The sequence below is a fragment of the Thalassospira profundimaris genome (genome assembly GCF_003326755.1).
Taxonomy (GTDB): Bacteria; Pseudomonadota; Alphaproteobacteria; order Rhodospirillales; family Thalassospiraceae; genus Thalassospira; species Thalassospira profundimaris_B.
Map to the genome: position 1 here is coordinate 1 of NZ_JPWH01000007.1, position 15,872 is coordinate 15,872.

The 15,872-nt window shown below is 56.5% G+C and carries 10 protein-coding genes; 2 read left to right on the plus strand and 8 right to left on the minus strand.

What is annotated here, in order from left to right; translation table 11 throughout:
• Window positions 1–3,995 (plus strand): beta strand repeat-containing protein (locus tag TH25_RS24900; protein WP_181847525.1); only part of this gene is annotated, 3,995 nt, incomplete at its 5' end.
• A 187-nt stretch (window positions 3,996–4,182) separates the two neighbouring features.
• The gene (locus TH25_RS09650) at window positions 4,183–5,883 is read left to right on the plus strand and encodes a ShlB/FhaC/HecB family hemolysin secretion/activation protein (protein ID WP_181847527.1); all 1,701 of its coding nucleotides are present in this window, start codon (window positions 4,183–4,185) and stop codon (window positions 5,881–5,883) included.
• A gap of 75 nt (window positions 5,884–5,958) precedes the next feature.
• Here the strand turns inward: TH25_RS09650 and iolG are convergent, their stop codons facing one another.
• From iolG to TH25_RS09690, 8 genes are read right to left on the minus strand one after another with little or no spacing between them, the layout of a single operon-like run.
• On the minus strand, window positions 5,959–6,951 hold the full coding sequence (iolG, locus tag TH25_RS09655; protein WP_114088229.1) for an inositol 2-dehydrogenase: 993 nt from the start codon (window positions 6,949–6,951) through the stop codon (window positions 5,959–5,961).
• Window positions 6,952–6,962: 11 nt separating this feature from the next.
• Window positions 6,963–8,465, minus strand: a complete 1,503-nt coding sequence (locus TH25_RS09660) for a CoA-acylating methylmalonate-semialdehyde dehydrogenase (RefSeq protein WP_114088230.1) — start codon at window positions 8,463–8,465, stop codon at window positions 6,963–6,965.
• Window positions 8,466–8,501: 36 nt separating this feature from the next.
• Entirely contained in the window at window positions 8,502–9,305 is an 804-nt protein-coding gene (gene iolB, locus TH25_RS09665) for a 5-deoxy-glucuronate isomerase (RefSeq protein WP_114088231.1), read from the minus strand.
• Window positions 9,305–10,210, minus strand: coding sequence for a myo-inosose-2 dehydratase (gene iolE, locus TH25_RS09670; protein ID WP_114088232.1), 906 nt, complete (start codon window positions 10,208–10,210; stop codon window positions 9,305–9,307). Before iolE ends, iolB begins: the two co-directional genes overlap by 1 nt.
• A 6-nt stretch (window positions 10,211–10,216) precedes the next feature.
• Window positions 10,217–12,046 carry a 3D-(3,5/4)-trihydroxycyclohexane-1,2-dione acylhydrolase (decyclizing) gene (gene iolD, locus TH25_RS09675; protein WP_114088233.1) on the minus strand — a complete coding sequence of 610 codons (1,830 nt, stop codon included), beginning with the start codon at window positions 12,044–12,046 and terminating at the stop codon, window positions 10,217–10,219.
• Entirely contained in the window at window positions 12,043–13,953 is a 1,911-nt protein-coding gene (locus TH25_RS09680; RefSeq protein ID WP_181847529.1) for a bifunctional 5-dehydro-2-deoxygluconokinase/5-dehydro-2-deoxyphosphogluconate aldolase, read from the minus strand. Before TH25_RS09680 ends, iolD begins: the two co-directional genes overlap by 4 nt.
• The gene (locus TH25_RS09685; RefSeq protein WP_114088235.1) at window positions 13,953–14,732 is read right to left on the minus strand and encodes an ATP-binding cassette domain-containing protein; all 780 of its coding nucleotides are present in this window, start codon (window positions 14,730–14,732) and stop codon (window positions 13,953–13,955) included. Before TH25_RS09685 ends, TH25_RS09680 begins: the two co-directional genes overlap by 1 nt.
• Complete coding sequence (locus tag TH25_RS09690; RefSeq protein WP_114088236.1) at window positions 14,732–15,829, minus strand: ABC transporter permease; 1,098 nt, start codon at window positions 15,827–15,829, stop codon at window positions 14,732–14,734. Before TH25_RS09690 ends, TH25_RS09685 begins: the two co-directional genes overlap by 1 nt.
• Window positions 15,830–15,872: the final 43 nt, after the last annotated feature.

A 15,872-nucleotide genomic window follows, 5' to 3' on the forward strand; every position in this document is an offset into this window, starting at 1 on the left:
AGATTACGGCGCAGGGTGGCGATGTTGTTGCCAATGACTTTATCAAAACGTCGGATGCAACAATTGAGATCACCGGCGACAATAATGTGTCCTTCACGAATGGCCTGTCGGATGTCATGTCGTCGGGCACGGGTGCAGTTACCATCATCGCAACGAAGGGCGACATCACCCAGGCTGACGGCTCGACCATCGACGGCGGAAGCGATAAGGTGACACTGACCGCTGGTAATGGCCTGACGCTCGATCAGGTTCAAACCAGTGGTGCGGATATCGCCATCACCGCCGAGAATGGTTCGGTAACGGCGAAGGATTTCATTACCACCAGCGGCGCGAAGATCGGCATCAGAGCCGCTCAAAATGTTGCCTTTGACAATGATGAAGCGGATGTCACCTCAACGGGTTCTGGCGAAGTTGAAATCATCGCGACGGCCGGGAATATCACCCAGGCGGATGGCTCAACCATCGACGGTGGCAGCGACAAGGTGACGCTGACGGCTGGCGATAGCCAGACCTTGGATCAGGTGAAAACCACGGGTGCAGATATCGCTATCACTGCGCAGAATGGCTCGGTAACGGCGAAGGACTTCATCACCACCAGCGGTGCGAAGATCGGCATCAAAGCGGCCCAAAATGTTGGTTTTGATAATGAGGAAGCCGATGTTGTCTCGACGGGCAGCGGTGAAGTCGAAGTTATTGCCACGGCAGGTAACATCACCCAGGCTGATGGCTCGACCATCGACGGGGGTAGCGACAAAATCACGCTGACGGCGGGTGCTGGCCAGACGCTGGATCAGGTTAAAACCGCTGGTGCCGATATCGTCATCACGGCGCAGAACGGTTCTGTCACCGCGAAGGACTTTATCACCACGAGCGGTGCCAATATCGGCATTACGGCAGCCCAGAACGTGACGCTGTTTAATGGCGAAGCGGATGTGACCTCGACCGGGTCGGGTGATGTCACCATCACCGCCACGGCGGGTGATCTTTATCAGGAGAATGACAGCACGATTGATGGCGGCACAGGTAAAGTGACCCTGACCGCTGGCAAGAAAGTCACGCTTGATCAGGTTCAGACGTCGACTTCGGCCATTGCCATTACGGCACAGGGAGGTGACATTGTTGCCAACGACTTCATCAAAACGTCGGATGCAACGATTGAGATCACCGGTGACAATGATGTGTCCTTCACCAACGGTCTGTCGGACGTTACCTCGACTGATACCGGTGCAATTACCATTATCGCCACCAACGGCAATATCACCCAGGCGGATGGCTCAACCATCGATGGTGGCAGTGACAAGGTCACGCTGACGGCGGGTGACAGCCTGACACTCGATCAGGTAACAACTTCGGGTGCGGATATCGCCATCACCGCGCAGAATGGCTCGGTAACGGCGAAGGACTTCATCACCACCAGCAGCGGCAATATCGGCATTACAGCCGCGCAGAACGTGACGCTGTTTAATGGCGAAGCGGATGTGACCTCGACCGGTTCGGGTGATGTGACGATCACGGCAACTGCGGGTGATCTTTCTCAGGCAGATGAAAGCACAATTGACGGCGGCACGGGGAAAGTCACCCTGACGGCAGGCAATAAGGTTACGCTCGATCAGGTCCAGACGACGACTTCAGCCATCGCCATTACGGCACAAGGCGGGGATGTTGTTGCTAACGACTTCATCAAAACCTCCGATGCCACGATTGCGATTACCGGCGATAATGACGTGTCCTTTACTAACCTGCTGTCTGACGTCACGTCGTCGGGCACCGGTGCGGTAACGATCATTGCCACCAAGGGTGATATCACCCAGGCGGATGGCTCGACCATCGACGGTGGTAGCGACAAAGTCACGCTGACGGCGGGTGATAGCCTGACACTCGATCAGGTCAAAACCACGGGTGCGGATATCGCGATCACTGCGCAGAATGGCTCGGTAACGGCGAAAGACTTCATCACGACCAGCAACGGCAATATCGGCATTACAGCCGCGCAGAATGTGACGCTGTTTAATGGTGAGGCCGATGTGACTTCGACCGGGTCGGGGGATGTGACCATTACCGCGACGGCGGGGGATCTGTATCAGGAAGACGGAAGCACCATTGATGCGGGGACTGGCAATGTCATTCTGAAAGCCGGGAATGACATCACGCTTGATCAGGTTCGCACCAATATCGCGAACATTACCGTTACCGCGGATCAAGGGTCCATTCTGGCGAATGATTTCATTCGGACCAAGGATGGGTCGATTACGCTGCTGGCGCACAAGGATGTTACCCTGAATAATCCCGAATCCGATGTGATTTCGGAAGCCTCGGGCAGCATTGATATTACCGCGACCACCGGCAAAATTGTGCAGAAGGACGGATCGGAAATTGATGGTGGGGATGGGCGTGTATCGCTGGCTTCCGCACAGGATATGCGCATTGCCACCTTGCGGACCGGTGCTGGGACAAGCGGTACATCCTATGATGGTGTGACCCGCATGATCGGCATTTCGCTGCGCTCGGTGTCGGGGACGATCTCACTGGGTGAAATCAGCGCGACCAACCATATCGATATCGTTGCCGGGAACTCGATTGTTGAATCGAATGCCTTTGTTGATCATGGCAGTGGATCGGTTCAGCTTTCGACCGCTGTTCTGAAAGGTGACACGGTCGCCATGATTGCCGAGGGGGGGACCATCGGCACATCTTCATCCGACCGTTTTGAAGTGCAGACCACGGCACAGGATGGCAGCGAAATTGCGGTTGCCCGTGACCAGTTTGCCTCCAAACGTCGTTACACGACCCTTCAGGCCCGCGATGGCATTTACATGGCAGAAACCAGCGGCGATCTGAGTGTGGATCGCGTGATTGCCGGAACGGCCAAGGGGGGCAGCAATGACAATGCCGGAATCGTGCTTGCCATTCGCAATGGCAGCAGCGACATCGGCACGATTTCCGCCCCGGAAAAAATCGACATGCGGGCCAGCGGCCAGGATATTCAGATTGAAAATCTGAAATCTCGCAATGCCGACCTGTATGTCGAGGGCAGCGATGGCCGCCTTGATATTGAAAAGGGGAGCCTAGGTGACAGCACGGTGATGGAAGCCCAGCATATTTCCCTGACCAGGCTGGAAAACTATGTGGATAGCGCCCAGTTGCTGATGAAGGTGACGGGGCTGAATGGCAGCCTGTCGCAAACGGTCAACGCCAATATCACGGCCCCCAAGAAGGTCCAGTTTGATCTGTTGCGGACCAACAAGGCGGTCTTTGACATTAACACGACCAAGACCACGATTGTGACGGGGCAGATCACGGGGGATATGATTGTGCAGTTACCGCTTGGTAAAGCCCTGATGGACAATGTCACCCAGAAGATCCGTTTGGGGTATCAGTTGCAATTGTTTGATAATGACACCTGGTTCAATGAACTCTGGTTCGATAAGACGGACTTCAACCTTCCGGTAGATACCCGTATTGTGACAATGCAGGATAATACCTTCCACGGACCGCTGGTGATTGATGACCCGGAAGACCGTATTGGTCGCATCACGGCCACCACGCCAACGGAAACGCCGCGTCCGAGCACCAATACGCCGACACCACAGCCCCAGAGCGCAAATAACAGCGCCACCGGGACGCCTGCCAATCAGGTCGGTTCTGGCACGGTGACGCTGGGTGCGGCAAATGTTGTTACGCTTGATCGGCCGACGGGGACTGGCGGCAATGGTGTGATTACCGGGCAGGGCGGCTTTGCGGCCAATGGCGGCGGTTTCGAGAACACCGTCTTCCAGCCAAGCCTCTCGGTGGGTAATCCGGGCCCGGCAACGCCAGCCTCAGCAACGGGTACCAGCGCAACAGGTGCGTCACCGACGCCGACAACAAATGCACCGGTCACACCGGCAGGCGCGGCGACAAATAGCGGTCCGGCTACGGAAACCGGCCAAACCGGGGTGAACGGGGATACCGGTAATGGAACCAATAACAACGGGTCTGATGAACAGGACCAGTAAAATAAGCGGATGAAGGGGCGGTTCTGCCGCCCCTTCCCTAAAGCAAAATACGTACGTATAAAGTGCCGGGATGCTGGAGTTGGGGGAAGACAAGTTGGCGAGTAATAACCGTACCGTGCCGGAAATATTCGGCCAGATCGGGAGGGGGCGTTTGCGTCCCGCTATTTGGGTGAGGAAAGCGGCGCTGATGGCAGGTGCCCTGTCGTGTTTGGGGATTTACGCACCATCGGCCTTTGCCGCGACGCAGGCCCCCAACAGCGTACAGAGCGAGCAGCAAAACAATCCGCTGGAAGATGTGATCCGTCAGGAGCAGCGCCAAAAGCAGATTAATGATTTTAACGGCTTCGAGCTTCCCGAGATTGTGGATGGCAGCCCGGATTTCAAACCGCCCAAGGCGGGCACCGGTGCCAAATTTACCGTGCAGCGGTTCGATATTAACCGGTCCGAAATCCTGGATGATCAGACGATCCGCGATGTTTTGCAAAAATATGTCGGGCGTCCGCTTTATTTGGCCGACCTGTATGACATGTTGGCCGCGTTTAACGAACTTTATCGCCAAAAGGGCTTTGTGACGGCACGCGCCTATATCCCGCCGCAAAAAATTGCGGGTGGTGAGGTGCGCGTCATTCTGGTCGAAGGGCGCGTTGGCCGTGTCCGGATTGAGCAGAACGAATATATGCGGGCGGATTACATCTCCAGCAGCCTGCATATCGAACAGGGCGATCTGGTCAGTCTGGACGTGCTGGAAAAGGCATTAAGCCGGTTTAACCGCCTGCACCAAACCAAATTGACGGCCAAGTTGGAACCGGGCGAGAATTTTGGTCAGACTGACATTGTCGTCACCGCCAAAGTCCCCGACCGCATGGCTTATTCCCTGTTTATGGACAATTACGGGGCGTTATCGACCGGGCATTTGCGCAGTGGCGGCTATGCCCGGGTAAATAGTGTATTTGGCATTGATGACCCGTTTACCGTGGGGGTGACGGAATCACGCGGTTCGCGTTCGGTTTTTACGTCCTATGAATTGCCGTTAAATACCTACGATACCCGCCTGTCACTGGGTTATACCCAAACACGTATTCACATCATCGATGGTCCCTTTGCCGATGATCCGGCCGACCCGGATGTGTATGGCAATACGCAGCTTATCTCTGCCACCCTCAAGCAACCCTTTGTGCTGTCGCCACATTGGCTGATGAATGTGGATTACAGCTATAATGGCAATGTGTCCTATACTACCTTTGGTGCGGCCCTGACGGAAACCTGGATCAACCGGCATTCCATTGGGGTTGATTTTGATTATCTGGGCGATACCGGCTTTTATTCCTTCGGGTTACGCGGGCATCGTATTTTTTCACATATCCGCCAGGCTGCAACCGAAGAGCGCGTGACCGGCAAATACACCGCCGATGCCTTTGCCTACCAGCAACTGGGCGGCCCCTTCACCGCCCAGGTCACAGCTGGCGGGCAAATGACCAAGGACCGCGTTCTGCCCCCGGCAGAGCAGTTCTCGGTTGGCGGTGTTGGCACCATGCGGGCCTATGAACCCGGTGCCTTTTCGGGCGATGATGGCTATTTCATCAATACCGAACTGCATTACAATTTCAATTTTCCGACCGCGTTCTGGAAAGACAAACCGGTCAATACCCAGGCCAGTATTTATGTGTTTTTTGACCATGCCGGGGCGTTTCGTTATCGCGATGGATCCCAAAATGACCGTTACCGTCGCGAGGATTTCACCAATGGCACCGGTATTGGCGTGCGGGTGAATAACTTTGTCGGCATTGCGTCGCTCGATGCGGCCTTTATCAAGGATCTTGATTTCCACACCAATAATGCGGAAGCCCGCAAGCCCAACTTTCTGATGAGCCTGCGGCTGAATTTCTGATGGGTGTAACGGCGTAAAACATAAAGGCCCGGCAGAGCGATCTGCCGGGCCTTGTGTCATGAAATGGATATGCCGTTATGCGCCGGGTTTGACGGCCGCGCCGGTTTCAAGCGATTTCACGGCGGCATCGGCCAGTTCAAGCGCCTTTAACCCGTCCTGCCCGCTGGGGCAAGCGACATTTTCGCCCGTCAGCATGTTGCAAAACGTGGTCAGTTCAAAGCGGTAGGCATCGGCATAACGCTGCATGAAGAAATCCAGCAGCGGTTCAGTGGTATAACCATCGCCATTGGCAATCGTCACCGACGTTGCCCGGTGGTTTTCCGCCTGCACCATACCCTTGGAACCATGCACCTCGACCCGCTGGTCATAACCATAGGTCGCCCGGCGGGAATTGGTAATCACCGCCATTTTGCCGCTGGCGGTGCGCAGTGTTGCCGTGGCGGTATCGACATCGCCGGTTTCCTTGATCGCCGGGTCGGTCAAAACCGCACCGGTGGCAAAAACCTCGGTCACTTCTTCGCCCAGAAGGAAACGTGCCATGTCGAAATCATGGATCATCATGTCGCGAAACAGCCCGCCGGAACGTTTGATATAATCAACCGGCGGCGCACCCGGGTCGCGCGATGTGATTTGCACCAGTTCCACATCGCCCACATTGCCCGCGCGGATTTCGGCATGGACACGGGCAAAGCTGGGGTCGAAACGACGGTTGAAACCAACCATCAATTTGGCCCCGGTTTCCTCAACCACCTTCAGGCAGGCACGCACCCGTTCGGCCGACAGGTCCACCGGCTTTTCACAGAAAATCGCCTTGCCCGCCTTTGCTGCCAGTTCGATCTGGTCGGCATGAAGGTCGGTCGGGGTGGCAATGATAACCGCATCAATCGCGGCATCGGCCATAATTTCCTCGACCGTGGCGCGTTTGGCGCCGGTCAGGGCGATGGCATTCTGTGCCGCGGCATCCACCGGGTCGTAAACCGCGGCGATTTTTGCATTGGGAACACCTAAAACAGCTTTGGCATGGGTGATGCCGATACGTCCGGCACCCAGCAGTCCGATATTAAGCATGGCTATGGTCCTTAACCAAGGGTCGGCATGGTGAATTCAGGGTCGGTGCGCTGGCCGCTGGGCCAACGGGTGGTGGTGGTTTTAAGCCGGGTAAAGAAGCGTACACCTTCCATGCCGTGCATGTGGTGGTCGCCAAAAATGGAGGCCTTCCACCCGCCAAAGGAATGGAACGCCATGGGCACGGGGATCGGCACGTTAATGCCAACCATGCCCACCTCGATATCCTGGCTAAAGGCACGGGCAACATCGCCATCGCGGGTGAAAACCGCCGTACCATTGGCATATTCGTGGCTGTGAATAAGGTCCACCGCCGACTGGTAATCGGGACGGCGCACCATCGAAAGGGCCGGACCAAAAATTTCCTCGCGGTAAATTTTCATATCGGGCGTTACGTGGTCAAACAGGGTGCCGCCAATATAATAGCCGTTTTCATAGCCCTGCTTGTCCTGGCGGAAGCTGCGGCCATCCACCACAATCTTGGCGCCGTCCGCTTCGGCTGAATCGATATAGCCGCGCACTTTTTCAAGGTGCTGTTTGGTGACAAGCGGCCCCATATCCGATGTTTTGTCCGATGCCGGGCCAATTTTCAGGGCCTGGATTTTCGGTACCAGCTTTTCCACCAGCGCATCGGCAACCGCGTCGGTAACGGGTACGGCAACCGAAATCGCCATGCAGCGTTCACCGGCCGAGCCAAATGCCGCGCCCATCAGGGCATTTACCGCCATATCCAGGTCGGCATCGGGCATAATCACCATGTGGTTTTTTGCCCCGCCTAGGGCCTGGACCCGTTTGCCGTTTGCCGTGCCGGTGGTGTAAATATATTTCGCAATCGGGGTGGAGCCAACAAAGCTGATGGCCTTGACATCGGGGTTGTTCAAAAGCGCATCAACCGCTTCCTTGTCACCCTGCACCACGTTGAAAACACCTTCCGGCAGCCCTGCCTCGGTCAGCCATTCCGCCATCAAAAGCGATGCGGACGGGTCCCGTTCGGAGGGTTTAAGGATGAAGGTATTGCCACACGCCAGCGCAACGGGGAACATCCACATCGGCACCATCGCCGGGAAGTTGAATGGCGTAATCCCGGCCACCACACCCAGCGACTGACGCACCGAATGGCTGTCTACACCAGTGCCGACATTTTCGGTGAATTCACCCTTCAAAAGGTGCGGGGCACCCGTGGCAAATTCCACGACTTCCAAACCACGGGTGACTTCACCCAGGGCATCGTCGTGGGTTTTGCCATGTTCGGCACTAATCGCTTCGGCCATCTGGTCGGCGCGATCCCACAGGATCATTTTAAACCGGTCCAGAATACGCGCACGGCGCAGCGGCGGCGTTTTGGACCAGCCACGCCAGGCTTCCTTGGCAACGGCAACGGCCTGGTCAATTTCGGCAGTGGAGGCCAGGGCAACGGTTTTTTCCGTTTCGCCCGTGGCGGGGTTAAAAACATCCTGCGACCGGCCCGAGGTGCCGGCAACATGTGCGCCATTGATGTAATGGGCAATCTCGGTCATGGGTAAAATCCTTTGGTTTCGGGCATCCGCGCCAGCTTATTTGCTGTCGCGCTGAAAAATCCATTCATGGTCCGGGTGGTTCTGGAAGCGCCATTTACGCATCGGCCCCGCCATGACATTGAGGTAATACATCTCATAGCCATAAGGCGATCCGCAGGGATGATGCCCCTTGGGCACCAGCACCACATCGCCACTATTCACGGCCATTGTTTCATCCAGCTCGCCATCTTCGGTAAAGACGCGCTGAAAACCAAAACCCTGTTCCGGGTTTAAACGATGATAATAGGTTTCCTCAAGATAGGTCATCTCGGGGTAATTATCTTCGTCATGGCGGTGCGGCGGATAGGATGACCAGTTGCCCTGCGGGGTGAAAACCTCTGTCACCAGCAGGCTGTCGGCAATGTCGGATTCTTCCATCGCAATCGGGTGGATGTAGCGGGTATTGGCCCCTTTGCCACGTTCCACCATTTGCACATCCCTGATCACGCGGGCCGGGTAATTGCCCTTGCCAGGCGCGGTGCAGACCGCAAGGGTGCATTTGGTGGTCGCCTGTGCGGTCCAGGTGGCCTCATTGGGGGCATAAACGCAATGGGGGGATTTGCGTTCAAACACATTCATGCGCTCGCCCAGTTCGCCGAAATTCTGGTCATCAACCGAAATCTCGGCCTTGCCTTCGACCAGCACCAGAATAACCTCGCGGTCGCCGGTGGCTTCGGATGCGGTTTCGCCGGGTTCCAGGTGATAAAGCCCAAATCCGACATAGCCCCAATTGGCCGATTGGGCGGTAATGTCATGGACTTTGCCATGCGTTCCGTTGGGTTTGCGTAGAAGGTCGGCCATCAGGCGTCTCCTTTGTCCAGTCCGGTGGCTTTGGCCATCGCGCGAAGCGATTTCAGGCCAAGGGTTTGATATTCAAGCGGGTTGCGAACGGCGGGGTCCTGTTCGGCTTCAATCACCAGCCAGCCGCTATAACCATGTTCGGCGGCAATTTTCAAAACCGGTTCAAAGGCAACTTCGCCTTCGGCATCACCCGGAACGGTAAATACGCCGCGCCGCACCCCTTCCAGGAAGCTCAGCTTTTCGCCCTCAACCTGATTGCGAATGGCAGGGCGCACGTTTTTGCAGTGAATATGACCAACCCGGCCCATATATTTGCGCGCGACTTCTTCGGGGTTGGCACCGCCAAACAGGGCATGGCCGGTATCAAGCAGCAAATGCGTTGCCGGGCCGGTATGTGCCATCAGGGCGTCAATCTCTTCGGCACTTTCAACAATGGTGCCCATATGGTGATGATACACCAGCGTAATGCCCTGATCGGCACAATATTGGGCGATGGCTTCAACATCGGCACCAAATTTCGCCCAAAGATCAGCCGGTAAAACCGGGCTGTCGGCAAGCGCCACATTGTCATTGCCATGAATGGCATTGGATGTTTCGCACACAATGCACACCTTGCAGCCCATCGCCTTGAGCAGGTCCAGATGCGGCTGAATGGCTTTTTTCTCGTCCTCGACCGAATGGGCCAGCAGGTTAAGCGAATGCCAGCCCGAAACAAATTTAAGGCTGTTTGGCTCCAGCGCGGCCTTCAGGGCGGCGGGGTCGGTCGGCATTTTGTGGCCTTTTTCAATGCCGTCAAAACCGATCTCGCCTGCCTGGCTCAGGCAGGTTTCAAGCGAAATATCCGCGCCAAGGGTCTGGTCGTCATCATTGGACCACGCAATCGGGTTGGTGCCGTATAGAATCATGGTGGCTTAATCTCCGGGGCGCTGGTTTTTCAGCGCGGTTTGATAATTTTCGCGGGCTTCATTCACACTGGGACGGACCGACACTTCGGGTACGGCAACGTCCCACCAGTGTCCACCGGCCTCGGTCGAGGGCAGGGGGTCGGTATCAATCACGATGGCATAGGATTTGGTTGCTGCACGCGCACGGGTCATGGCCTCTTCCAGTTCGTCAATCGATGATACCTTTTCGGCAATCGCCCCCATCGATGCGGCATGGGCGGTAAAGTCAATTGCGGCCGGTTCGACATGGCGGGCGGTATCAAGCAGGTTGTTAAAACTTTCACCCCCTGTTGCCATTTGCAGCCGGTTGATGCAGCCAAAACCACGATTGTCCAAAATAACAGTGATGATTTTGTGACCCAGCATCACGCTGGTTGCCAGTTCGGAATTCATCATCATGTAGGACCCGTCGCCAACCATGACGACAACCTCCTGTTCCGGCCGCGCCATTTTAACCCCCAGGCCCCCGGCAATTTCATAGCCCATGCAGCTATAGCCATATTCCACATGGTAGCCATTGGGCTTGGCGGTTTTCCAAAGTTTATGAAGTTCGCCGGGCAGGCCGCCAGCGGCACAAACCACAATACTATCTTCATCCAGGCTGCGTTGGACCGCGCCAATCACCTGCGCATCGGTCGGCAGGGTATTGCCGGTCGGGGTGGCGGTTGCGGCATCAACCGCGGCGATCCAGTCGCGTTTCAGGGCAGGATCAGGCTGTTCAAAGCGATGATCCCCCAGGGCTTCGGAAAGTTCCCGTAACACCACCTTGGCATCGCCAATCAGGGGCAGGGCATTGTGTTTGCTGCCATCAAAGGCGGCAATGTTAAGGCCCAAAATGCGCCGGTCGGGATGTTTAAACAGCGCCCAGCTACCGGTGGTGAAATCCTGCAACCGTGTGCCTACGGCAATGATCAAATCGGCATTTTCGGCAATGGCGTTGGCGCTGCTGGCCCCGGTCACACCGATTGACCCCAAATTAAGGTCGTCATCCCACGGCAGGGCAGATTTGCCCGCCTGGGTTTCGCCCACCCCAATACCATGCTTATGGGCAAAATCGCGCAGGGTTGCGCAGGCATTGGCGTAATGCACGCCACCCCCGGCGATAATCACCGGGTTTTTCGCCTGTTTGATGGCCTCAACCGCCGCGGCCAGTTCGTCCTGATCGGGGCGCGGGCGGCGCGGTTTCCAGGTTTTGGGGGCAAAAAAACTTTCCGGCCAGTCATAGGCCTCGGCCTGTACATCCTGGCAAAAGGCCAGGGTGACGGGGCCGCAATCGGCCGGGTCGGTCAGGGTTGCCATCGCGCGCGGCAGGGCGGTTAACAAATGTTCGGGCCGCGAAATGCGGTCAAAATAACGGCTGACGGGCTTAAAGCAGTCATTGACGCTGATGGTCGCGTCGCCAAAATCCTCGATCTGCTGCAAAACCGGGTCCGGGGCGCGGTTGGCAAACACATCACCAGGGATAAGCAAAACCGGCAGGCGGTTAACGTGGGCCAGGGCGGCGGCCGTGACCATATTGGTGGCACCCGGTCCGATGGAGGTCGTAACCGCCATGGCCCGTTTGCGGTTCGATGCCTTGGCATAGGCAATGGCGGCATGCGCCATGCCCTGTTCATTATGCGCACGCCAGGTGGGCAGGGCATCGCCAATGCCGTGCAGGGCCTCGCCAATACCCGCCACATTGCCGTGGCCGAAAATGGCCCAGCATCCGCCAAAAAACGGCACGTTATCGGCGTTATATTGCACACTTAAATACCGCACCATTGCCTGGGCGGCGGTCAAACGAATGGTGTTCACGCCGTTCCTCCACTATTTTTACGTGCCTGGTCCCACGAATGGCACAGGGCACGGTATTTATCGGCCATTTGTGCAATGGCAGTTTGATCGTCAATCTCGCCGGTCAGCCATTCACGGGCTGTTGCGGCAAAAATCGTGCGGCCCACGGCAAACCCGCGTACCAGTTTGTGGCGGGCAGCCGCGGCAAAGCTGGCTGCCAGTTCTTCGCTGGGGGCCTCAAGGCCCAAAACCACCACACCCCGGCAATAGGGATCATTCTGTGCAATCGTGTCGCAGGCATGGCGCCATGCGGCGTCGCTTTTCATCGGTTCGAGTTTCCACCAGTCGGGATAAACGCCAATGTCATAAAACCGCTGAATGATTTTTGCCGTGGTTTCATCATCGCATGGCGCAACCTTCGAGGGAATGATCTCAAGCAAAAATTCCAGCCGATTGGCCCGCCCGGCATCAAATAACCGCAGGATGGTTTCTTCCTGCTGCGCCTTCATCGCGGCGTCATCATCGGGATGATAAAAACACAGAACCTTGATCACGTTTTCCACCGGCCATTCGGCCAGCTTGCTGCCCAAATCCGGGCCGATTTCAAGTTCAAGCGGGCGCGAACCGGGTTTTTCCACCGGGCGGCCAATCCAAAGGCCTTTGCCTGCGGCGGCATAAAGGGCATCGCGGCCCAAACGGGCATCGCATAACAGGCCATATCCCGGCTTGCCATTGGCGACATTTTCCACCGCATTCAGGCAAAGCTTCTTAAACGGGCCAATTTTGTCATGCGATACGCCCAGTTCATCGGCCAAATCTTCCAGCTGCATGCGGTGATCAAAGGCAAAAACGCGCATTTCCGGCCAGTCACCGGTGCGGTTGGTGGCCCAATGAACCTGTTCCAGTTCCGCATCATGGCGGAGCGCCGGGGTCTTCATGCCGCGTTTAAAGAAAAACTGTAATTCTTCCCAACTGGGATAGGCCGGGGTGCAGCCATGTCGTGAAACCGCAAAGGCCCCGCAGGCATTGGCATATTTAAGGCTGGTTTGCCAGTCCTCGCCACTTAGCCAGCCTTTCAGCAGGCCGGACATAAACCCGTCACCCGCCCCCAATACATTAAACACCTCTACCGGGAAACCAGGGCCGGAAATGCCGTCATCCAGGCTGTCGCCAATGGTGCCGTCAAAGGCCGATGCCCCCATTGGCCCGCGTTTGCATACCAGTGTGGCGGTTGAAATGGCGCGCACATTGCGCAGGGCCGCCAGCGTATCGGTGGTCCCCCCTGCAATATGGAATTCTTCCTCGGTGCCAACAATCAGGTCAAATAAATGCAGGGTAGCCTGCAATTCCGCCGTGACTTTTTCCGATGCGATAAACCGGTTTTCACCATCGCCATGCCCGGAAAGGCCCCACAGATTGGGGCGGTAATCAATGTCCAGCGCGGTCTTCGCCCCGTTTTCCCGTGCCAGTTTCAGGGCTTTCAAAACAGCCGCACGGGTGCGCGGATGCGAAAGATGTGTTCCGGTAACGGTAACACAGCGGCTTTGGGCGATGAAATCGGGGTCGATATCATCTTCGCACAGCGCCATATCTGCACAGTTTTCACGGTAAAAAATCAGCGGAAACTGTTCCTGGTCGCGAATGCCCAGCAGGACAAGGGCGGTCAGGCGTTCGGGGTCGGTAATGACCCCGCGCACATCAACCCCTTCGGCAACAAGCTGTTCACGAATGAAACGGCCCATATGTTCGTCGCCAACCCGCGTGATCAGCGCCGATTTCAGGCCCAGCCTGGCGGTGCCGCACGCCATATTGGTCGGCGACCCGCCAATATATTTGTTGAAGGATGCCATATCCTCCAGGCGACCGCCAATCTGGGCGCCATACAGGTCAACCGATGACCGTCCAATGGTAATGACATCGAGCGTCATCAGATGGTCCCTCCCAGCGACCCTTCAAGTTCGGCAAGCTCTTGCCCGCCCGCCATCAGGTCCTGCAATTCCTCGGGTTTAATTTCGCCGCGCAGGGCCGTGCCGTGTGTTTGTCCGCGGTTCAGCACCGTGAAACGGTCGCCCACGGCCATGGCATGGCGCACATTGTGGGTAATAAACACCACGCCAATCCCGGCCTTGCGCACGCGGGCGATGGTGGCTAGCACGTTCGATGTTTGCCGCACGCCAAGGGCCGATGTCGGTTCATCCAAAATCAGGACCTTGGCGCCGAAATGCACCGCGCGGGCAATGGCAACACTTTGTCGTTCCCCACCCGACAGGGTGCCGACCGCCTGGTCGGCCTCGCGCAGGTTAATGCCCATGCGCTCCATTTCCTCGAATGTGATGCGGTTGGCGGTTTTAAAATCAATCCATTTAAACGGGCCAAATCCCTTGCGCGGTTCGCGCCCCATCCAGAAATTGCGGGTAACAGACATCAGCGGAATCATCGCCAGGTCCTGATACACCGTGGCGATACCGGCATTCATGGCATCGCGCGGATTGTTAAAAACCGTATCCTGCCCGTTCACCCGGATCACCCCGCCGGTTGGCTTGTGCACACCCGACATGGTTTTAATGAAGGTCGATTTCCCGGCACCGTTATCGCCCAGCAGGCAATGGCATTCACCGGCATAAACATCGAAGGACACACCACCCAGCGCAATCACCGGACCAAAATGCTTTTCGATATTGTCCATCTCGATCAAGGGGGTAGACATTACCGTTCTCCTGTAATCATGCGGCGGATATAGGTGTTCATGATCACGGCAAGGATCAGGATCGTACCCAGGAACACACGGAACAGCGAACTTTCCGCCCCGGCAAAAAACAGTCCCTGCTGCACAACCCCAAAAATCAGCGCCCCCAGGGCCGCACCCACAACCGAGCCATAACCGCCGGTCAGAAGCGCCCCGCCAATCACCACGCAAATGATGGCCTCAAATTCCTTAAGCAAACCACGGTCTGCCGCGGCGGATCCAAACTCCATCACCTGGCAGGTGGCAAAGACGGTGGCGCAAAAGGCGGTAAACATGAACATCAGAATTTTCACCCGGTCGACGGGCACACCCACATAACGGGCGGCCTTGGCGTCGCCGCCGGATGCGAAAATCCAGTTGCCAAAACGGGTGCGCGTCAGCACAAAATGGCCGAAAATCACCAGCACAATCGCCCAGACCACCAGCATCGGCACACCTTCAACAATCGGCTGACCGGCACGGGTGCCGCGCGTAAAGGTACCGACCCAGCCCATTTCGCCAAACCACTGAAACAGGTCCTTGAAAATCACGCCGCCAAATAAAAAGGCCAGCGGGTCGCCCTTGGCGGCTTCTTTGACACCGCCAATAATGGTCTGGCGGGTGGTGGTGATGGACAGCCAAATGGTCAGACCGCGCAGAATATATAAAAACGCCAGGGTGACGATAAAACTGGGCAGCCCGGTTTTGATCACCAGAAACCCGTTCAAGGCCCCGATTGCCATTGCAACAACAAAGGCGGCAATGATGGCTGCCCACACCGGCCAGCCCATATGAACCGATAAAATGGCAATTACAACGCCGGAAAATCCGATCATGGAGCCGACCGAAAGGTCGAATTCACCGGCAATCATCAACAGGCAGGCACCCACGGCAATAATCGCGAATTGTGCCGAAACGACGGTCCAGTTCTTTATGCCTTCGGGCGCGAACATGCCGCTGTCGCCCGCAATCATCAAAAAGAAAACAAAAACCAGAATTGCGCCGCAAATCGCGCCCAGTTCGGGCCGGATCATGGCACGACGAAGGCTTGAGACTTGCTTTAATCGCTCGTCCGTCATGGCATTACTCTTGTATTTTGGGGAACGGAGAGTTGCCAGGGGG